At 65.3% G+C, this 19972-nt stretch carries 15 protein-coding genes; all 15 read left to right on the top strand.

All coding sequences use genetic code 11. The annotated features are described in order from the left end of the window. The first annotated feature begins 11 nt into the window (after nucleotides 1-11). The 15 genes from tssH (at nucleotide 12) to MMB74_RS10195 (ending at nucleotide 19952) form a co-directional block, all read left to right on the top strand. Nucleotides 12-2714, top strand: a complete 2703-nt coding sequence (gene tssH, locus MMB74_RS10265; RefSeq protein ID WP_277428512.1) for a type VI secretion system ATPase TssH — start codon at nucleotides 12-14, stop codon at nucleotides 2712-2714. A 1-nt stretch (nucleotide 2715) separates the two neighbouring features. Continuing rightward, nucleotides 2716-4641: a type VI secretion system tip protein TssI/VgrG gene (gene tssI / locus MMB74_RS10260; protein ID WP_277428511.1), complete on the top strand. Its 1926-nt coding sequence runs from the start codon at nucleotides 2716-2718 to the stop codon at nucleotides 4639-4641. 34 nt (nucleotides 4642-4675) lie between these two features. Beyond that, nucleotides 4676-5404: a toxin-antitoxin system YwqK family antitoxin gene (locus MMB74_RS10255; RefSeq protein ID WP_277428510.1), complete on the top strand. Its 729-nt coding sequence runs from the start codon at nucleotides 4676-4678 to the stop codon at nucleotides 5402-5404. Between the two features lie 3 nt (nucleotides 5405-5407). Then, a complete protein-coding gene (locus MMB74_RS10250; protein WP_277428509.1) occupies nucleotides 5408-5794 on the top strand; it encodes a DUF4280 domain-containing protein in 387 nt (128 codons plus the stop codon). 12 nt (nucleotides 5795-5806) lie between these two features. Next, entirely contained in the window at nucleotides 5807-6040 is a 234-nt protein-coding gene (locus MMB74_RS10245) for a hypothetical protein (protein ID WP_277428508.1), read from the top strand. 22 nt (nucleotides 6041-6062) lie between these two features. Continuing rightward, nucleotides 6063-7040: an ABC transporter substrate-binding protein gene (locus MMB74_RS10240; protein WP_277428507.1), complete on the top strand. Its 978-nt coding sequence runs from the start codon at nucleotides 6063-6065 to the stop codon at nucleotides 7038-7040. 28 nt (nucleotides 7041-7068) lie between these two features. Beyond that, nucleotides 7069-8346, top strand: a complete 1278-nt coding sequence (locus MMB74_RS10235) for a cation:dicarboxylase symporter family transporter (protein WP_277428506.1) — start codon at nucleotides 7069-7071, stop codon at nucleotides 8344-8346. 8 nt (nucleotides 8347-8354) lie between these two features. Beyond that, nucleotides 8355-9065, top strand: coding sequence for an amino acid racemase (locus tag MMB74_RS10230; RefSeq protein WP_277428505.1), 711 nt, complete (start codon nucleotides 8355-8357; stop codon nucleotides 9063-9065). After that, entirely contained in the window at nucleotides 9062-10483 is a 1422-nt protein-coding gene (locus tag MMB74_RS10225) for a cation:dicarboxylase symporter family transporter (RefSeq protein WP_277428504.1), read from the top strand. The genes MMB74_RS10230 and MMB74_RS10225 overlap by 4 nt, the downstream gene beginning before the upstream one ends. Next, complete coding sequence (locus tag MMB74_RS10220) at nucleotides 10480-11061, top strand: hypothetical protein (RefSeq protein WP_346780674.1); 582 nt, start codon at nucleotides 10480-10482, stop codon at nucleotides 11059-11061. Before MMB74_RS10225 ends, MMB74_RS10220 begins: the two co-directional genes overlap by 4 nt. 84 nt (nucleotides 11062-11145) lie before the next feature. Next, entirely contained in the window at nucleotides 11146-12477 is a 1332-nt protein-coding gene (gene tssK, locus MMB74_RS10215) for a type VI secretion system baseplate subunit TssK (protein ID WP_277428503.1), read from the top strand. Between the two features lie 14 nt (nucleotides 12478-12491). After that, on the top strand, nucleotides 12492-13250 hold the full coding sequence (locus MMB74_RS10210; protein ID WP_277428502.1) for a DotU family type IV/VI secretion system protein: 759 nt from the start codon (nucleotides 12492-12494) through the stop codon (nucleotides 13248-13250). Between the two features lie 37 nt (nucleotides 13251-13287). Next, nucleotides 13288-17445 (top strand): type VI secretion system protein, encoded by a 4158-nt coding sequence (locus MMB74_RS10205; RefSeq protein WP_277428501.1) that lies wholly within the window; start codon nucleotides 13288-13290, stop codon nucleotides 17443-17445. Further along, the gene (tssA, locus tag MMB74_RS10200; RefSeq protein WP_277428500.1) at nucleotides 17442-18551 is read left to right on the top strand and encodes a type VI secretion system protein TssA; all 1110 of its coding nucleotides are present in this window, start codon (nucleotides 17442-17444) and stop codon (nucleotides 18549-18551) included. The genes MMB74_RS10205 and tssA overlap by 4 nt, the downstream gene beginning before the upstream one ends. A 27-nt stretch (nucleotides 18552-18578) precedes the next feature. Further along, a complete protein-coding gene (locus MMB74_RS10195) occupies nucleotides 18579-19952 on the top strand; it encodes a DNA/RNA non-specific endonuclease (RefSeq protein ID WP_277428499.1) in 1374 nt (457 codons plus the stop codon). The last annotated feature ends 20 nt before the right edge of the window (nucleotides 19953-19972 follow it).

Raw genomic sequence — 19972 nt, 5'->3', positions numbered from 1 at the left:
CTCGGCCCATCATGGAAATTGACATTCGCACTTTGGTGAGCAGGCTCAACCCGGCGTGCAAGCATGCGATGGAGCTAGCGGCGCAGCTGTGCGTGCGGCAGACGCATTACAACGTCGACGTCGAGCACTTCCTGCTGCAACTGCTCGAATCCGATGCGCCCGACTTGCGCGTCATCCTCGAGCACTTCGAGATCGCCTCGGACGACGTCTGCGCGCAGCTTCAAAAAGCCGTCGATCAGTTCAAGCGCGGCAATGGCCGCACGCCCGCACTATCGCCGAACTTCTCGCGTTTGTTTCAAGAGGCTTGGCTGCTCAGTTCGATGTTGCTCGGACAGCAGCAGATTCGCTCGGGCACGGTCTTGCTCGCGTTGCTCGAAGTGGACAGCTTGCGCGGCTTGCTGCTCGAGTCGGCGCCTTCGCTGCTCAAGATCGCGCGCGCGACGCTGCGCGAATCGCTGCCGTCCGTGCTGGCCGCATCGACGGAAGACGGCGGGCAGGCGGCAGCCCCTGCAAGCGGTGCGGCGGCGAGCGGGGCTAGCGCCGCGCCAGCCTCGTTGCCGGCGATGCCGTCGGCCGTGGGGCGCGGGCCGGGCGGCTCGGCGCTCGCGCAGTACACGGTCGATTTGACCGAACTGGCGCGCGAAGGGGCGATCGATCCAATTTGCGGACGCGATCTTGAGATTCGTCAATTGATCGACGTGCTGCTGCGCAGGCGTCAGAACAACCCGATCCTCACGGGCGAGGCCGGGGTGGGCAAAACCGCCGTGGTCGAGGGCTTCGCTCAGCGCATCGTGCAAGGCCAGGTGCCGCCCGCGTTGCGCAACGTCACGGTGCGCTCGCTCGATCTCGCGCTGCTCCAAGCCGGTGCGGGGGTGAAGGGCGAGTTCGAGAATCGGCTGAAGTCGGTCATTGCCGAAGTGAAGGCGTCCCCCGTGCCGGTGATTCTTTTCATCGACGAGGCGCATCAGTTGATCGGCGCCGGTGGCAGCGAAGGACAAGGCGACGCCGCTAATTTGCTCAAGCCCGCGCTCGCGCGCGGCGAATTGCGCACGATCGCGGCCACCACGTGGGCCGAGTACAAGAAGTACGTCGAACGCGATCCGGCGCTCGCCCGCCGTTTCCAAGTGGTCAAGGTCGATGAGCCCAGCGAGGCGGTCGCCATCGAAATGCTGCGCGGGATGGTGCCTAAGCTCGCGCATCATCATGGCGTCGAAATCGTCGACGAGGCCGTGCGCGATGCCGTCAAGCTGTCGCATCGTTACATCTCGGGGCGTCAGTTGCCGGACAAGGCAATCAGCGTGCTCGATACGGCGTGCGCACGCGTGGCCATCGGGCAAAGCGGTGTGTCGCAGGACCTGGAAGCGCTGGGCCGTGCGCTGGAAGCGGGCGAGAACCAATTGCGCGTGCTGCGCCACGAAGCGGCGACGGGCAGCGATCACGCCGATGCGATCGCCGCATTGACCAAGCAACTCGAAGAGCAGCGCGCCAAGCATGCGCGGCTCGCCGATAAGCTCGCCACCGAACGGCGCGCGGTGGAGGAGATCCTCGAATGGCGGCGCAAGATCGCCCGCCAGGTGGATGCGCAAGAGCCGGCCGAGGAGGGCGAGGACGCCGAGTCGCTGTTGGCCAATCTCGGCCGTCTCGAGAAAGGCCTCGAGGCCGTGCAGAACGACGAGCCGATGGTGCCCGTGTATGTCGATTCGGCGATGGTCGCCGAGGTCATCTCCGGGTGGACCGGTATCCCGGTTGGCCGCATGCTCGCCGACGAGCTGCACACGGTGCTGTATCTGCACGACAAGCTGGCCGAGCGCGTGGTCGGCCAGGATGAGGCGCTCGATGCCATCGCTCGACGCGTGCGCACGTTCCGGGCCGATCTGGACGATCCGAGCAAGCCCGTCGGCGTGTTCCTGCTGGTCGGACCGAGCGGCGTCGGCAAAACGGAGACGGCTGCCGCGCTGGCCGATACGCTCTACGGCGGCGAGCGCAACATGATCACGGTGAACATGTCGGAGTTCCAGGAAGCGCACAGCGTGTCGGGGCTCAAAGGCGCGCCTCCGGGTTATGTCGGCTACGGGCGCGGCGGCGTGCTGACCGAAGCGGTGCGGCGCCGGCCATACAGCGTCGTGCTGCTCGACGAGATGGAGAAGGCGCACCCGGACGTGCTCGAGCTGTTCTTCCAAGTATTCGACAAAGGGATCATGGAAGACGGCGAGGGCGTGCCGATCGACTTCAAGAACACGTTGATCTTGCTCACCTCGAACGCCGCGCAGGAAGTCATCACCGAAGCGTGCCAAGGCGGACGCCGGCCGCCGCCGGAGGAATTGATCGAACGGCTGCGGCCCGCTTTGCTGCGCCAGTTCAGCCCGGCGTTCCTCGGCCGGCTCGTGCTCGTGCCGTACTACCACCTCGGCGACGCCCAGATTGCCGCGATCGTGAATCTGAAACTGAACCGGCTCGCGGAGCGCTTCGAGCGCAACCATCACGCGCAGTTGACCTGGGACGACGACTTCGCCCGCGTCATCACCGAGCGCTGCAAGGAAGTGGATAGCGGCGCGCGCAACGTGGATCACATACTCACGCACATCGTGCTGCCGGAACTGGCGCGCGAGGTGCTCGAGCGGATCTCGGTGGCCGAGCCGTTCTCCGCCGTCAGTTTGAGGTTCACGCCGACGGGCGGCCTCGCGTTCAGCTTCACGGCGGGCGACGGAGTCTGATATGCCGGCAGTCACGACAGTTCAGGCGGGCAGCTTTCTTTCGGTCAGTACGCCGTTCGGGACGGACGTGTTGCTGCTCGAAGGTTTCTCGGGGCGCGAGGCGATCTCCGAGCCGTTTCATTTCGAGCTGCGCATGCGCTCGAGCAACACGGCGCTCGCGGCAGCATCCATCGTCGGCCAGAGCGCGACCGTGACCCTGCAGACGCAGGGCGGATCGGCGCGCTACTTCAACGGCATCGTCACCCGCTTCGCGCAGGTGGGCGCCGACGCCGCGAACGGTTACTACTCGGCGGCGCTCGCGCCGCGTTTGTGGCTGGCCACGCTCGGCAGCGACCGCGTGATCTATCAAAATCTGAGCGTGCTCGACATCATTCAGAAGGTGCTGTCTCCGTTCAACGTCACGGTGAAGCAGAGCACGACGGGCACCTACGCGGCGCGCGAGTACTGCGTGCAGTACGACGAGAGTCCGTTCCAGTTCATCTCGCGGCTCATGGAAGAAGAAGGCATCTTCTACTTCTTCACGTTCGCGAACGGCAGCCATACGATGGTGCTCGCCGATGGCCCGTCCGCGCACGAGCCGATAGCCGGCGCTTCGCAGTTGTGGTTCTCGAGCGATTCGGCGGCGCACAGTCCGTCCGAGCGCGTGAGCGCGTTCGAGCTCGTTACGGGACTGACCGAACGCACGCATATCGTGGCCGATTACGACTTCACGTCGGCAGCGGTCTCCACGGCGACTTCGTCGGCATCGAGCGGGGTGACCAACGGGACGCGCTATACGTTTCCGGGGCGCTACGCGCAGGCGTCGGACAGCACGCATACGGCCGACTTGCGGCTCGCCGCGCTACAGATCGGTCAGCAGACGGGCCGCGGCTCCAGCGCCTGCTATGCGCTCACGGCCGGTTCTAGCTTCACGCTCGGCGGCCATGCCAACAGCGCAGTCAATACGAGCTATGTCGTGCGCGCCGTCGAGCACAGCGCTGCGAACGACGTCTATAAAAACGAATTCGTCGTGTTTCCCTCGTCGGTTCCGTTCCGTCCGCCGCTCGTCACGCCGCGGCCTGTCGTGGCAGGCAACCATACGGCGACGGTGTCGGGCTCTTCGGGCGAGGAGATTTGGACCGATTCCTTTGGGCGGATCAAGGTCAAGTTTCATTGGGATCGTTCCACCACTCAGAACGAGAACACGTCGTGCTGGGTGCGCGTCGCGCAGACCGTCGCGGGCAACGGCTGGGGGCACTTCTTCCTGCCGCGCGTCGGCCACGAGGTGATCGTGAGCTATGTCGACGGCGACCCGGACCGCCCGCTCGTGACCGGCAGCGTGTACAACCAGTCGAGCACGCTGCCGTACGCGCAGCCGTCCATGCAGACGCGCAGCACCATCATGTCGCGCTCGTCCAAGGGCGGCAGTGCCGGCAACGAAATCCGCATGGAGGACAAGACCGGCAGCGAGGAGTTGTACTTGCACGCGCAGAAGGACATGACCGTGTCGATTGAGAATGCGCTTGCGACCACCGTCATCGCCGGTAACGAGACGCATACGATCCAGAAGGGCGACCGGACCGTGGACGTGCAAACCGGGAAGGAAACGCACACCGTCAAGGGCACACGTTCGCTCGACGTTACGGGCGACGAGACGCATACCAACCATGCGAAGTTCACGCATGACGTGACGGGAGACTACACGCTGAAGGTGAGCGGCAATTTGACGATCGACGTGAGCGGTTCGATCACGTTCAAGGCCGGCACATCGTTGGCCGCGCAGGCCGGCACTTCGCTCTCGAATCAAGCGGGCACCACGCTCGAGAACAAGGCGGGCACTACGCTCACGCTCGAGGGGCTCGAGGTGCAGTGCAAGGCGTCGGCCGCGGCGACGGTCGACGGCGGCGGGATGCTGACCGTGAAGGGCGGCCTCGTGAAGATCAATTGACGCTGCCGCCCACCCGATAAACGAAACGACCGTCATGTCCGAGCCCAAGTCCACGCCTTCCCCGCTGTCCCCGGCCGCGCCGCCGGGCGCGGTCGCGCACGCCGTGATCGAGCAGCGCGATGCGAGCGGCGCCGTGGTCGGGCGCACGTCGATGGCGGGCGGCGTGCCGCACGGGGCCATGACGCGTTGCATGCCCGATGGCAGGCCGACCTTGGAAGCGCAATACGCGCACGGGGTGTTGTCGGGGCAGATGCGAGCGTTCGATCCGCCCGGTGTGCCCGTGAAAGAGGCGCACTACGTCGATGGCAAGGAGCACGGGGTGACGACGCTGTATCAGGATGGCCGCGTCGCCGCGCGGCAGTGCTTCGCAGCGGGCGTGCTTCAAGGCGAAAGCGTGTCGTATGCGCCGTCGGGCCAGGTTACGTCGCGGCTTCCCTATCTAGCCGGCAAGCTCGAGGGCGAAGCCGTGTATTTGCACGAAGGCGTAGTCGTGCGGCGCGCACGATACCGCGCGGGCGCGCTCGAGGGCGAAACGCGCGAGTACGCCGCGGATGGCACGCTGGTGCAGAGCCTGCCTTATCACGCGGGCTTGCTGCATGGAACGGCGCGGCGCTTCGCTCCGGACGGCCAGGTGCTGGCCGAGCGCCGCTATGCAAGCGGCAAGCCGCAAGAGGCATGGCGCAGCGTCGATGCGCCCGCTGCCGGTGCGGCGCTCGGGTTGCCGAAGATCGTCGCGAACTTCGAAAAATGGGTGAAGGGCTGAGCCATGGGCATTCTCGTCACCACCGGCGCCACCTTGCAATGCAGCTTCGGCGTGGCGCCTTCGTCGCTGAACGTGCTGCCGACGGCGTGCGTCATGTCGGGCGCACCGGCCGCGACGATCATGGACAACGCGCCAATGGTCAACGTCATGCCGTTCGGCATGTGCAGTTGCCCGGCCAACCCGCAGGTGGCGGCCGCCACGGCGGCGGCGCTCGGCGTGCTTACGCCGATGCCGTGCGTGCCGGTCACGGCGGCGCCTTGGGCGCCGGGCTCGCCGACGGTGCTGGTCGGCGGTATGCCTGCTTTGCAGGACAGCTCGAAATTGATGTGCAACTGGGGCGGCGTGATCCAGATCGTCGCGCCGGCGCAATTCACCACCATGGTTCCCTGAGGACGAGTCCCGATGCCTTACGTTTTTTCCATGACTGCGCGGATGGCGACGATTGCGGCGTGCTGCATTCTGCTGCTGTGCGTGCTGCTGTTCCTGCTCGGCGTCGAGATCGGTGCGCGCTACGCTGCGCCGGCCGCCCCTGTTGCTTCGGCCGCGCCAGCCGCTGCGGCCGCGAGCGAACGTGCGCCGCTGCCGGCGAGCGCGGATGCATCGACACCCGCCGCGCCCGCATCCAATGCTTCTTGAAATCTGCCAACGGTAATCGCTTATGTCTACGCTTCACACTTCGTGTCCCACACCGCACCGGCGTCACATCGCGGCACGCTCGCTGCGCGCGCTCGCCGGTCGCGTTGCAGCTGTTTTGACGATCGGTATTTCGGTTTTCGCGGGAACGGGCACGTGCGCGGCCGCCGCGGCGGCCGCACCTGCGCCTGCCGCGGTTGCAGCCGCGCCGGCCAGCGCGCCGCTTGCCCTGACGCCGACCGGGCTCGTGCGCATGCCCGACGGACGCCTGCTTGCGCCCGAGTTCGCGCGTATCGTCAACCGCGGTGAATTGGTCGTGGCGATGCTCGGCGTCGATCAGCCGCCGTTCTTCGAGACCCGCAACGGCCGCCTGCAAGGCATCGACGTCGATATCGCCGACGAACTGGCCGCGAAGCTCGGCGTCAAGGTGCGCTTCAACCGCGACGCGAAGACCTTCGACGGCGTGGTTGGCCTGCTCGCGAACGGTGACGCCGATCTAGCGATCAGCAAGCTGTCGCGAACGCTGGCGCGCGCCGAAATCATTAGCTTCAGCACGCCGTACGTCAGGCTGCATCGCGCGCTCTTGCTCAATCGCATCAACTTCGCGCAGGTGGCGCACGGGCGCACCGCGCCGGACGTGATCCGCGCGTACGACAGCACGATCGGCGTCGTGATGAACTCGTCTTACTCGCAATATGTGCGCACCAACTTTCCGGATGCGAAGGTCAAGCCGTACCCGAGCTGGGATGCGTTGCTCGGTGCGCTCGACAAGGGCGAGGTGACCGCCGCCTACCGCGACGAATTCGAAGTGAAGCATGTCCTCAAGAGCAACCCGACGGCATCGCTGAAGTTGCGCGTGGTCACGCTGGACGATCTCGACGACCCGATCGCGATTGGCGTGAACGTATCGACGCCCGCCATGCTCGCGTTCGTCAATCAGTTCCTGAGCGAACGCAGCAAGAAGCTCGACGTCAAGACGTTGCTGCAAGCAACCGATAACTAAAACGACAGCGCATCTCGGAGACCGAACGATGAATACTAAAAAGCTTTACGCCTTTGCCGTGAACCCGTGGGTGGTGATCGGTGCGCTTGCGCTCGGCAGCGCTTTCGGGTTGTTGCTTCCCGCTATGGCGGCGAAGCTGGAGGTGATCGGCGATCTTTACGTCAACTTGTTGAAGATGACGACGCTGCCGTTCATGGTATCGGCGGTGATCTTCAGCCTGCAGCGTCTCTTTCGCGACGGCGGCACCTCGCGCTTGCTGCTGCGCGTGGTGATCGTGATCCTGGGCGCATCGGCGACGGTCGCGCTCGTGGGCGCGATCGTGCTGCTGACGATGCGGCCCGGCGTCAATATCTCGACGGCGACGATGCATACGTTCGGCGCAATGGTGGGCAGCGACGATTCGGGCTCGACCGAGACGGTAATGAGCCTGTACGGAACGGACACGGTGCCCAAGACCATCGGCTTGACCGACATGCTCAAAAGCCTGGTCCCCAGCAACATCTTCGCGGCGCTGGCCAGCGGCGACGCGCTCAAGGCATTAGTGTTCGCGTTGTTGTTCGGCCTGGCCGTGGGCCGCGTGCCGGAACGCATCTCCGTAGGTTTGAGCCAAGCGCTCGAAACCGTGTATCACGCGTGCCAGAAGCTCATGCATTGGCTCAGCTACCCGCTGCCGCTGATCTTGTTTTGCATGAGCGCCGCGCAGTTGGGCAAATCGGGGGTGGGGCCGCTGCATGCAATGCTGCAATTCGTCATTGCGTTCTTCGTCGTTGCGCTGTTGCTGCTCGTCATTGCCGCCACCATCATCTGGAAGCGCTCGGCCAATTCGCTCGGCAGCACGCTCGACGCGCTGCGCGCGCCGTTCGCACTTGCACTCGCGACGCGCAACAGCGCCGCCTGCATGCCGAGCATGATCGAAAGCCTCGTCGACCGGCTCGGCTTCGCCCGCTCGCGCGTGGAACTGATGGTTCCGCTGACGGTGTCGCTCTTGCGCGTCGGGCCGATGGTCTATTACGTGTGTGCGACGCTGTTCATCGCGCAGCTCTATGGCAAGCACCTCGGCGTGGCCGAAGTCGCCACCGTTCTGCTCGCATCGGTGCTTGCGGGCTTCGCTTCGGCGGGGATGACCGGCCTCGTGACGGTGTCGCTGATCGGCATGACTTGCGTCTATCTGAGCCTGCCCTTCGAGGCGGCCTTCATTCTGTTTCTTGCAGTCGATCCGCTGTGCGACATGCTGCGCACGCTGATCCTCGTCATCGGCAATACGGCGGCCGTGTCGATCATTTGCCCCCGGCCGCTCAAGCTTTAGAGCCCGCCATGGCGTTGATAGGCATCCTAGGCGGCATGGGGCCGCTTGCCACCGTCGATTTCATAGAGCGGGTGATCGCGTTGACGACCTCGGCCGGGGCATGGTGCGACCAGCAGCATCTGCCGTTGCTCGTGGCGCATCTGCCGCATATTCCCGACCGGTCGGAGGCGTTGCTCGGCGCCGGCGAGAGCCCGTTGCCGGCGCTCTTGCGCGGCATCGACATGCTCAACCGCAACGACGTGGAGCTCATCGTCATTCCATGCAACTCGGCGCATCACTGGTACGACGCGATGTGCGCCGAGAGCCGCGCGCCGATCATCCACATCGCCGAGGCGAGCGTGGCGGCGCTGCCCTCGGGCGTCGGCCGCGTGGCCGTGCTGGCGACGGGCGGCACCTTTCATAGCGGGCTCTATCAGCGCATGCTTGCCGCACGTGGGTTCGAATCGGTCGAACCGGACCTCGACACGCAGCGGCACATCGATGCGTGTATCCGCGACGTCAAGGCTGGGAAGATCGGTGCATCGACCGAACACCTTGCGCGCGCGCTGGACTGGTTCGTCCGTCATGGAGCGAAGGCGGGAATCCTGGGCTGCACCGAGTTGCCGCTTGCCGCGCAGCAGATGGACGCCCCGCCGATCCCGATGATCGACAGCACGCTCGAACTCGCGCGTGCGACGGTTTCCTATGGTCTTGCGCACGGCTGGAATCAGGCGCTATGAACAAGCTGAGACAACTGCCCAATTCGGCGCTGCTCCTGATGCTGTGCGTGCTGCTCGGCAGTGTCGCGGGCGCATTCGCCGAGCCGGTGGGCGAGGCTGCGTATGCGGTCGGTCAGCTCTACATTTCGATCGTCAATATGGCTGCCGTCCCGTTGCTCGTGGTGGCCATGTTCTTCGGACTGCGCCAGCTCATGGGGCTGCCGCGCCCCGGCCTACGCATCGGCACGATGCTGATGTTGGCGCTCGCGCTCGTCGCGCTCGCCGCTCTCGCGGGGACGCTGGCAGGCGTCGTGGCGGCGCCCGGATTGCACTTGTCGGAAGCCGCGCATGCCGAGCTCGGCAGGCTGATCTTGTCGAGCGGCGGCGATGCGGGCGAGGTGCGCATGGCGCTGTTCTCCCAAGGCACGCTCGGCACACCCGAGCATCGGTTCGCGCTGACCGAAATCGTCCCCGACAACTTCTACAGCGCGCTCGCAAACGGCCGGGCGCTCGGCATTCTGACCTGCACGATCTTCTTCGGCATGGCGTTCGCCGCCTTATCGGCCGAGCAGACGAAGGTGCTCAACGGCATCTTCGAAAGCATCTACCGCACGCTCGAAGCGCTGATCGATTACGCCAACCTGTTGTTGCCCGTGCTGGTGTTCGGCACGGCGGCCCATATGGTCGCGCATATGCCGCGCGAGATTCTATCGGCGACGGGTGGCTTCATTTCCGTCTTCGTGATTTCGGCGGGCGTATTGTCGTGCATCGCGCTTGCCACGATCGCAACGCGTACGCGCGTCTCGTTCAGCCATACCGTCGCATGCTTGCGCGCGCCGATGCTGGTCGGATTCACGTCCGGCACGGCGACGGCGGCGATCCCCCACACGATCGAGGCGATGAGCGCCAAGCTCGGCTTCAGTCGCGGCGTCGCGGATCTCGTGGTGCCGTTCGGCGCGGTGTTCCTGCGCGCGGGTTCGGCGCTCTATTTCGCGCTCGTCGCTTCGTTCGTTGCGAACTTGTACGGCAACTCGCTCAGTCTCGGCGATTGTGTAATGATCTGCGCCGCCTCCACGGTGGCCGCTTTCGCATCGGCAGGGCGCAACGGCGTGGGCGGCATTGCCGTCGCGGGGATCGCGCTGTCGCTGCTGCGACTGCCCGCGGAGGCCGCTTTGGTGATATTCGTCGGGATCGATCTGATTTGCGACGGGCCGCGCAATCTGCTGAGCCTGCTGTCCACCTGCGTGGTCGTGGCGCTGGCGTCGGCGGGCTTGCAAACCGATCGGGCCGCTAGCGCTCAACCGAGCGCGATGCCGCATCGCAATTCCGTGGTCGTGCGCCTGGCGTTCACGCGCGCACAACTTGCGGTGGTGGCGGGCTGCGCCGTCGTGGCGGCTTCTTTGATCGTAGTCATGGGTATAGGAGTGGGGGCAAGATGACGGACTGGCGACGCTCTGCGGGACAGCCTTCCTTCGCGCATGGCAGCGTGCTGCGCGATGCGCATGTACGCCCGCGCGAGACGAGGTTCGCGGCGCGCGGCGAGACGGCTTGCATGCGGCGATGGGCCGTCGGCCTGCTCGCCGCGGTGTGCTTGGCGGGACTTGGCGGATGCTCGATGCTGTTTCCGTCGGGCGACAAAGTGAAATGGGACGAGCTCACGCTCGCCGCAAGCGACGAAGCGAACAACGACAGTCCGGTGGCCGTCGACGTCGTGTTCGTGACGGACAAGACGCTGCTTGCGCGCGTGGCGGAGCTGCCCGCTTCGAAATGGTTTGCCGTGCGTGGCGATCTCGCGGCCACGTTTCCCGATTCGATCCGCTATCAAAGTTGGGAGCTCGTGCCTGGCCAACGGCTCGTCGTGCCCGGAGGAAAGCTTCGAGGGCCGCGCGTGGCGGGCGTCTTCGTATTTGCGGACTACTCGGGGCCGGGCGCCAATCGCGTCCGCGTCGAGCGGTTCAACGGCCGGCTCGTCGTGCAGCTGGGCGACAACGCATTTTCCGTTTCGAGTGTGAAATGACCGAACTTCGCTGTTCCTTCGATCGCCGGCGTGCAACGCCGCCGCGCGCCTGCCGGGCCGTGCTCCTGGGCGGGAGGTGCCGTCATGTCTGAACGACTCGTCCCCGTCGTCGACCGCGTCGAGTGGTTCGAGGGCATGCTGCTCGCGCCGCAGCACTTCCAGCTGCTCGGCGCACGCGTCGATTCGCTCGTCGCTTGGCAGAGCTTGGCCGCCGCCCCGTTCAGTTGGGGCGTGCGGCGCCTCGTGTTCGACGAGGGTTTGCTGGCGGCGGGTATCGTGCGCGTGCTTGCGCTCGAGGCCATCATGCCCGATGGCACGGCGGTGTCGTATTCGGCCGAAGTCGCTCAGCACGGCCGGCTCGAGCTGTCGCTCGCCCCGTTCGCCGAGCGGCTCGCCATGGCTGCGCTCGAGATCTATTTGACGCTGCCCGTCGCTTCGTCGGCGCGCGGCGAGTCCGACATGCGCCGGTTCCGCTCGGTCGCGGGCGAGCCGGTGGAAGACGACACCTCGGGCGCACCGCCGGCCGACATTCCCCGCCTCCTGCCGAACCTGGCCCTCGAAGCGGGCGAAGTGCCGTCCGGGCGCTTCGTGTCGTTGTGCCTCGGCGCCGTCTACAAGGACAATGAAGTCGTCAAGCTCGGGGACCGCCAGCCTCCGCTGCTCGAAGTGGCGCGCGACAATCCGCTTTGGAAAGCGGTGGCGGGGCTGCTCGGCCAAGTGCGCGGCAAGGCGGCGTTCGTCGCGCGCCAGACGGCCATCCCCTCGTCGAAGGCGGACGATCGCTTGACCCAGCTCGAGTTGAAGGACCGTCTGCGCAGCTTGCTTTCGGCGCTGCCGCTGGCCGAAGCCGTGTTGCGCACGCCACACCTGCATCCGCTCGCGCTTTATCACGCCCTTGCCGCGCTGCACGGCTCGCTTTCGTTGCTCGCGCCCGGTGGCCTGCCGCCCGTTCCGCCGGACTACGATCATGCCGATCCGCTCGCCGTCTTTACGCCGCTGCTCGGCTCGTTGCGCGAAGCGATCGCCGAGGTCAGCGAAGGGTACCGCGAGCGCAAGTTCCGCTACGGCAACGAGATGTTCGAGATCGCCCTGCAACCGCAGTGGGTGCAAGGGCGGTTGATCATCGGTTTGCGTGGCCAATCGGATCGAGATCTGCTCGCCTGGATCGATGGCGCGGTGATCGGCTCCGAATCAGTCTACGCGTCGCTGCGCAGCCGCCGCGTGCTCGGTGCGACCCGGCGCGCGGTGGAGTATGCCGAGGAGCTTGGGATACGGTCCGGTTCCGGCTACCTGCTGTTCGAGGTGCAATCCGATCCCGCGCTCGTGCGCGCAGGCGAGGCCCTTGTCATCGGCAATCCGAACGAAGGGGCCAGCGCGCAGCGGCCTCAGGAAATGCTGCTGTTCACGAAAGACTGACGGTGTACACCAAGATGGCACGCACCCGTATGGAAACGAAAGAGAACGACCTCGCGATGGATCAGTTTTGCGCGTTCCTCGACGAACTCGTCAAATCGCAACGGCGTTTCTCCGAAGCGGCCGAGGCCGATGCAGAGCAAGCCGCACAGGGCATGTCGCGGCATCTGTTGAACGTGCTCGAGATTCAGACGCTGCAGTCGCGCCGCGACAGCACGCGCTTCGACATCGAGAACGTGGCGGACGCTCGCTACCTCAAAGCCGTCCTCGCCGACGAGCTCCTGCTCAACACGCCGTGGGCGGGGCGTGAGCGCTGGACCGCGTACTTGCTCGAATCGTCGTTGTTCCGCACCAACATCGCGGGCGACCTCGTCTTCAAGAAGATCGAGGAATTGCTATCGGACCGCGAGCCGTCGCGCCGCGAGATCGCGCGGCTGTACCTCTTTGCGCTCGCGATGGGTTTTCAGGGGCGCTTTCGCGGGGCGGGCGAGCAGGCCGATGCGCGGCTGCGCAGCTATCGCGAGGAACTCTACGAATTCATCTACCAGCGTCGCGCCGATTTGGGCGGGCGCGACCGCGTGGTGGCAGAGTCCGCGTATACGAACACGCTTTCCCATATCGCGCCGCGCAAGCTGCCGACCGTCAGCCGTTGGAGCGTGATGACGCTGCTCGCGGTGGTCGCGTTGCTGGCCATCTCGGAGATGCTATGGCTGTGGCAGTCGTGGCCCGTGCGTCAGGCCTTGCACGGCGATACCGTCGTGGGAGCGAGCTCATGAACGCCTTGCATCGTTCGTTCATTGCGGGGGCGGCGCTATGCTGACGAGCAATCTATTCCTGTTGTCGGTCGCCGTGCTGATCGTCGTCGTGCTCGTCGTGCTCGGCGCCGTTTTCTGGATCGCGGCTCAAAGCGCGCAGAACAAGCCGGCCGCCGAGCGCAAGATCGTGCGGTTGCGCACCGATTCGCTGCGCAACGCGTTTCGCCATGCCGTCGAACTGATCGAAGGCAACATCGCCTCGCGCGGCGAGCGTTACAACGTGCCGTGGGTCATCGTGCTGAACGAAGGCGACGACCCGCGCCCGCTGCCGATCGCACAAGCGGGCGTCGCAAGCGTGTTGAGCTCGGAGGCGGCAAATCCTGCCGCGATCCAAGGCATCTCGTGGAATTTCTTCGATCGCGGCGTCGTGATCGACATCAAGGCGGCCTACCTCGGCTCGCCCGACGAGAGCAGCGACGAAAAGCCGTGGGACGAATTTCTGAGCCTGTGCCGCAACTACCGGCCGCAGCGGCCGTTCGATTCCGTCGTCGTGACCGTGCCGGCTTCCATGCTGCTCGCCGACCATCCCGACACGCGGCTCGAATTGGAGCGCCACGCGAAGCTCGCACATCGCCGGCTGTGGCTCGCGCAGAATCGCTTCGCGATGCGCTTCGCGGTTTATGTCGTCGTGACCGGCTGCGAGGATCTCGAGGGCTTCGCCGGATTCGCGCGTGCGTTGCCCGAGCCGCTGCGCGCCAGCATGCTCGGCTGGTCTTCGCCGTTCGATCTGTCCACGACGTACCAATCGAGCTGGGTCGATGCCGCGATGGGCAGCGTCGAGCGCGCGGTGTCGGACGCGAGCGCCGAATTGTTCACGCTCGATACGGGCATGCTCGACGTGCAGGGGTGTCTGCTGCTGCCGGCGCGCGTCGATGCGATGCGCGCGCAGTTGCAACTGTATGTCGATGAACTGATGCGGCCGAGCGCCTACCACGAGCCGTTCTTTTTCCGCGGCATCTACCTGACCGGCGACAGCGGCGAACTCGCGCAACGGGGCGCGGACCGGCAGCAGGCAGGCGACGCGCCAGTGCTCGATGCGCCCGAGGCCCTCGACCCGTACGAGGAGCACCGCGAACCGCGCTTCGCCGCGGAGGCGGGCGCCGGCGCCGACGGACCGGAGCACGATGGGCCCGACGGCAGCCGGGCGTTGAACGACCTCATGCTGCAGCCGGCCTTCTTGCGCGACTTGTTCGAGAAGAAGGTCTTCCTCGAATACGGGTTGACGCGGCCGTCGCGCTCGCAACACCTCACGCGGCCGTTGCTGCATCGCGCCGTGCGTTGGGGCGCGATCGCCATGCTGGGCGGCTGGACGATCGGGCTCACCGGCGCCACGTTGGTGCTGAGCCACCGCAATCCGCGGCTCGTCGCCGCGTTGAACGAGCTGCACGTCGATTCGCAGGAGCGCGACGCGGCAGCGCGCGGCGGCGAGGCCCTGCCGTCGGATTGGTACCGCAAGAAGACGTTGTCGCTGATCGGGATGAACGATCAGCACATCGGCACGCTTTGGACCGTGTTCATGCCAGGCTCATGGAGCGCATTCGACGATTTGGACGAACGCGTGCGGGCTCGCTTCGAACACGAGTTCGGCGAGATCGCACTGACCGCGCTCGAACGCGAGATGCTGTTGCGCGTGAGCCGCATGACCGGCGTGGCGAGCGATCCGAGCACCGGCCAACTGATCGTCGGCGACGATTGCACGGCTCCGGCGTTGGGCAACGATTCCCCCGTGGCGAGCAGCTTGGCGGTCGAAGATCTGCCCGCCATGCAAGCCATGCAGCGCTATGTCGCTTCGGTCGATCAGCTCGATGCGGCCTTGGCGGCCATGCAGCGGCTGCAGCGGCCGTCTTCGGGCAACGAAGAAGCGCTGCGGCTCGTGGTGCGCTATGCATTCGGCGTGGAATTGCAGGGCAACGTCGCCGGCAGCCTGCGCTATTTCTATCGCGATGCTTCGCGCCGCAGCGGCGCATATTCGGCAGACGGCACGGGCGGTTTGAATACGCCGGCAATTCGCGAGGCGGTGCGCTGCACCTTCGACAAAGGCGCGCAACAACTCGATGCGCAGATGTTCACGGCCAACCCGCTACTCACGGCCGAACGCACGGTGACCGCACAGATCGACGCGTTGTCGGTCGGCAGCATCGGACTCGGCGATTTCGCGCAGACGGACGGCAGCTATCATGCGATCGTCTCCGGCATCGACGCGCAGCAGCGGCTACTCGCCTCCGGCAAGGCGGGCTGGATGCACCAAGCTCGGTTCAACCCTGGCCCCGTGTGGGAGCGCACGTTCGTGCGCGCCACGCAAAACCGGTTGCTCGGCGCCGACCTCGTCGCGCAAACGCGGGAACGTTCGGCCACGGCGTTCCAGGCGTTCACGAGCGAAATGGCGCAGCGCTTCGGCGGCCCTGATGGCGCCATCGTTTGGGTGGACAAGGATGCGCGCTACGCGGTGTCGCCGGCACGGCTCGCTTTGCGCGACGGCTTGGCCAAGTTGTTGGCGCAGCCGTTCATGGTGGCGCCGCGCAATCTGTCGTTGCCGACGGTGGCCGAAGGCTCCATCGTGACGTGGGACCCGACGCGGCTGGATCAGGCGATCGCGCTCGGGGACGAACGCAAGAAGTATCTGACCGATGGTCTCGCGACCTTGCCCGATGCCGTTCGGCCCGCCGTGCAGCAAGCGCTCGATGTGCAGTTTGCACGCCTCGTCCTCGATCAAGTGGCGTCGGCGGCAGCCGTGTCGCCCGCGGACGGCGATCCGAACAGCGCGGCCTTCGAGGCGGCGCGCCCCCGGCTCGTGAAGATTCGCGCCGCACTGGCGGAAATGGGAGCGAACGCGCAGGCGGCCGATCTGGACACGTTCGTGTCGAGCGACGCCATGCAGCATCTTCGCGTGGTGGACGCCATGCTGACGCAATCGGATCTGTACGCGACGCGCCCGGCTTATATTGGATCGACCACGGTCAAGCCGGTCCTCGCGGCATTCGGCGTCAACGATGCGGCCGCGCTGAACGCCTATCTGCAGCAGCAATCGTTGCGAGCGCTCGCGCTGGGCAAAGATGCGAAGGCGTATCTGGCGGCGCTCGATGCCGCCGACGCGAATTCGCCGCTCGCACAGCGTTGGCGAGCGATCGTCACCGATCTGGAGCGCTACCAGCTCAAGAACCCGAACAGCAGCTTGTTGATGCTCGAGCAGTTCTTGCAGACGGTTGCGGCCGATCCGAACGCGAGCGATTGCGTCGATCGCTTCCCCCCGCGCCCAGCGGGTGTGGGCGGCGATTACTTCACGGCGCTGCATATGCGGCTATACGATGGCCTGCTGACGCGGTGCGGTTCGAGTTACGCGAATACGTTGAGCCGCGAGTGGGATGGCTTTGCCACCGTGTTCAATCAGAGCGTGGCGTGGCGCCGGCCGTTCAGCAGCCCCTCGCGGTCTGTGAAACTGAACGACGCGGACGCAATGCCTGCCGATTTCGGCGAACTCGGTGCGGCGTTGAAGCGCTATGAGAAGGTGGCGTCCTCGCTGCGTTCGGCTGGCGGCGCCGGTGCGCGGGCCATTCATGCGGAGACGGTGCGTCACTTCGTCGAGCAGTTCGATCCCGTCGATGCGTTGCTCTCGCCGCTTTATCCCGCAGCGGACGGCACGACGGCGGGCTACGACGTCAACGTCGATTTCCGCGCCGACCGCACGGCGGAAGTGGCCGGCAATCAATTGATTGACTGGACGATCCGCATGGGGGATCACAGCCTGTCGATGCAGGATGCCCCGCATTCGCTGCATTGGGAATACGGCATGCCGGTCACGCTCGTGCTGCGCTTCGCGAAAAATTCGCCGCTGGTGGCGAAGAACGATCCGGCCCAGCGCAATTTCGCGACCGACGGCCAGACGCTGACATGGCAGTTCACCGATCCATGGGCGTTGCTTTCATTCGTTTCCGCGCAGCGGGTAGCCGATACGACGGTGCGCGCGAGCGCTGGCGCATCGCTGCTGCGGTTCGAATTTCCGCTCGAAACGACCAACCCAGCCGACGCGGCGCTCGTATCGAAGTATCCGCGCGGCCGTGTCTTCGTGCGCGTGCGGATGACGCCCGGCGGCAAGAAGATCCCGCTTGCCTGGCCGAGCAGCTTTCCGACTCACGCCCCGACCTGGAGCGCTTCATGAACCCATCCGATCTGATCGAAGCCGAATTGAGTTTTGCCGTCGATCTGGCGTCGCTGCTGAATCCGCTGCCGGAGGGAGACGGAGTGGGCGTATCGCTGCGATCGGATCCGGTCTGGCAGCAGATTCGCGACGCGCAACGCGAGGACGATCCGTCACTGCCGATGGGGGAGTGGGAGCGCCCGCTCGTCAAAGCCGATTGGAATCTGGTCGCATCGTTGTGCGTGGAGGCGCTTCGTTCGCGTAGCAAGGACTTCCATCTTGCCGTGTGGTTGTGCGAGGCGTGGACGCGGCTCTACCGCCTCGAGGGCCTCGTGGCTGGCATGCAATTGCTGAACGACTTCGTCGATCGGTTCTGGGAGCATGCGTACCCGCAAATCGACGGCGACGACACGGAGGCGCGTGCGGCTCCGCTTCATTGGATCAGCCGCCAGCTCGAGATCGTGCTGAAACTTCATGTGCCGTTGATCGGCTTGCCGGTCGAGCCGGGCTTCGTCAATCTCGACGATTGGCGCCGCGTCGTTGCAGCCTCGATGCAGGAAGAGGACGGGCCGGCCGCGCGCTTGCCGCGGGAGATGCTCGATCGCGAGGCGGCGCAAGGATCGAATCTCGCTTTGCTCCGACAGCTCGAGCGCACGGCTGGGAGCGTGCTTACCGCTATCGACGCGCTATCGCGCCGGCTCGACCATCACTTGGGCGACGAAGCGCCGAGCTTTACGCGCGTTGCGGCCACATTGAGCGAACTGCAGCGTGCGGCGCGCACACTGCGCGGCAATCACGTTCTGGACGAGCTGCCCGCGGCGGCTGCGCCGCCGCAGCCCGATGAAGTTGCCGGGACCGAACACGACGATACGCGACTGGAGGTTGAGATGCAGCCACGCGTGCTACCCCTTACCCGCGAGCATATCGTCGATCGAGCGCATGCATACCGGCTGATCGAAGAGATCGCACGCTATCTTGCCGAGCACGAGCCTCATAGCCCCACGCCTTATTTGTTGGCGCGCGCCGTGAGTTGGGGCCGCATGCCGTTGCCGGATCTGATGCGTGACATCGTCAGTCAGGAAGGCGATATCGGCCGGTATATGGCGATGCTGGACGTAGAACTATAAGCGCCGAGGCGCACGAGGGGGCAAACGATGGCAAAGGTGCTGGCGTGGTGTGCACAGACGATGGCATTCGATTTCCACCCGGCCATGCATATGCCGGTGGGACTTGCGGCGATCCATCAGATGCGTGAGCGCGTGACGCGCATTTATGCGTTCATCGATGCGGGCGGTAGGAAATCCGGCGAACGGACCAACTTGATTTCGTATCCGATTTGCCTACGTCCTCTCGACGCGAGCGTATTTCACTCGCAGGGCGATTATGACGAGATGCCAGCGCACACCGAGCGGGGGCACCTTATCGCCGATGTTTACGGCGGCGACGACGACGAGCGCAATCTCGTGCCGATGCCGCGGCTATTCAACCAGCAGACGTGGAAGATGCAGGTGGAAGCGGCGCTGACCACACTGGCGGCTGCGCGCACCGACGAACTGTTGGGAATGAAGATCGATTGCCACTACGATGGGCGCGATCCGCGGATTCCCTCGCGATATTCCGTGGATTTCTACACGTTCGGCAAGAAGAACGATTTGCGCATTCGCGCCGGCTGGGAAAACGTGCTTTCGAGTGCAAACGCGATCTTCGGCGATATTCCGCGCGGCTACCAAAGCTCGATCGGGTTGCTGTTCAATCCGTTCAATTTCAAGCATATGCGCACGCTCACGCTAACGCCCTCTCTGCCGGGGCCGATCGTGCCGGAGGACGTGTCCGTGGTGGGCACGATGAGCCTCGCTACGCTGAGAGAGCTCGTGACGGAGTTGCGCGAGCCGTTGCTCATGGCGCATGCGGTGGTGACGGCTACCGGGTGGCGCTTGGAGAATACGCGCGATGCGACCTTCTTCAGTTTCAAGCTGCCGCCGCCGCACCGCCGGCCTTATGCGGCGCTGGACTATATGCTCGAGAGCGACGTCCTGCAGCGCATTCACCCGAAGTTGGAACGGATGACGCTCAGCCAATGTTTCCGTGCGAACGGCTTCGACGATTGGCAGCGCGAACTGATTTTCGCGGCGAATATGATCTTCCACGGCTACGATGCCTTGCTCGTTTCCGACAATGAGGACGACGAGGTTTATCGCGAAGTCGAGGTGACGGTGGATTTGAGTGCGGCTCCCGCCCCGCGCTCGACGATGGGGCGTTACGAGTATGCGGTGCGCGAGTGGGCGCAGGCGGTGAATTTGCCGTCGCACTACAGGGTGCCGCGTGGCGCGTTGTTTCTCGACTCGACCGCGTTTGCACCGCAGGTGGATCACATCATTGCCAAGGCTGGATCGGGCAATGGGATCGATGCGTTCAGTAATGCGCAGGTGGTGAGCGGGCGGTGGAATCGGGCGAAATCCGACGACGTCATCGAACCGGGGACGGTGTCGCATGTGCGGCAGTGGCGGAGCGCGCGTCGGGGGCTTTGAGATCTGAAACGAGCGGATGC

The organism is Trinickia sp. Y13 (genome assembly GCF_029522115.1).
Lineage (GTDB): Bacteria > Pseudomonadota > Gammaproteobacteria > Burkholderiales > Burkholderiaceae > Trinickia.
The sequence above is the reverse complement of the archived record's forward strand: the minus strand, read 5'-3'. Positions and strand labels throughout refer to the sequence as shown.

What these genes read in the sequence shown, in the direction of transcription:
- MMB74_RS10220 (WP_346780674.1), top strand. Translation starts at nt 10,480, where the DNA reads ATGACGGACTGGCGACGCTCTGCGGGACAGCCTTCCTTCGCGCATGGC.
- tssI (WP_277428511.1), top strand. Translation starts at nt 2,716, where the DNA reads ATGCCGGCAGTCACGACAGTTCAGGCGGGCAGCTTTCTTTCGGTCAGT.
- tssK (WP_277428503.1), top strand. Translation starts at nt 11,146, where the DNA reads ATGTCTGAACGACTCGTCCCCGTCGTCGACCGCGTCGAGTGGTTCGAG.
- MMB74_RS10195 (WP_277428499.1), top strand. Translation starts at nt 18,579, where the DNA reads ATGGCAAAGGTGCTGGCGTGGTGTGCACAGACGATGGCATTCGATTTC.
- MMB74_RS10245 (WP_277428508.1), top strand. Translation starts at nt 5,807, where the DNA reads ATGCCTTACGTTTTTTCCATGACTGCGCGGATGGCGACGATTGCGGCG.
- tssH (WP_277428512.1), top strand. Translation starts at nt 12, where the DNA reads ATGGAAATTGACATTCGCACTTTGGTGAGCAGGCTCAACCCGGCGTGC.
- MMB74_RS10205 (WP_277428501.1), top strand. Translation starts at nt 13,288, where the DNA reads ATGCTGACGAGCAATCTATTCCTGTTGTCGGTCGCCGTGCTGATCGTC.
- MMB74_RS10210 (WP_277428502.1), top strand. Translation starts at nt 12,492, where the DNA reads ATGGCACGCACCCGTATGGAAACGAAAGAGAACGACCTCGCGATGGAT.
- MMB74_RS10250 (WP_277428509.1), top strand. Translation starts at nt 5,408, where the DNA reads ATGGGCATTCTCGTCACCACCGGCGCCACCTTGCAATGCAGCTTCGGC.
- MMB74_RS10235 (WP_277428506.1), top strand. Translation starts at nt 7,069, where the DNA reads ATGAATACTAAAAAGCTTTACGCCTTTGCCGTGAACCCGTGGGTGGTG.
- MMB74_RS10230 (WP_277428505.1), top strand. Translation starts at nt 8,355, where the DNA reads ATGGCGTTGATAGGCATCCTAGGCGGCATGGGGCCGCTTGCCACCGTC.
- MMB74_RS10255 (WP_277428510.1), top strand. Translation starts at nt 4,676, where the DNA reads ATGTCCGAGCCCAAGTCCACGCCTTCCCCGCTGTCCCCGGCCGCGCCG.
- MMB74_RS10240 (WP_277428507.1), top strand. Translation starts at nt 6,063, where the DNA reads ATGTCTACGCTTCACACTTCGTGTCCCACACCGCACCGGCGTCACATC.
- MMB74_RS10225 (WP_277428504.1), top strand. Translation starts at nt 9,062, where the DNA reads ATGAACAAGCTGAGACAACTGCCCAATTCGGCGCTGCTCCTGATGCTG.
- tssA (WP_277428500.1), top strand. Translation starts at nt 17,442, where the DNA reads ATGAACCCATCCGATCTGATCGAAGCCGAATTGAGTTTTGCCGTCGAT.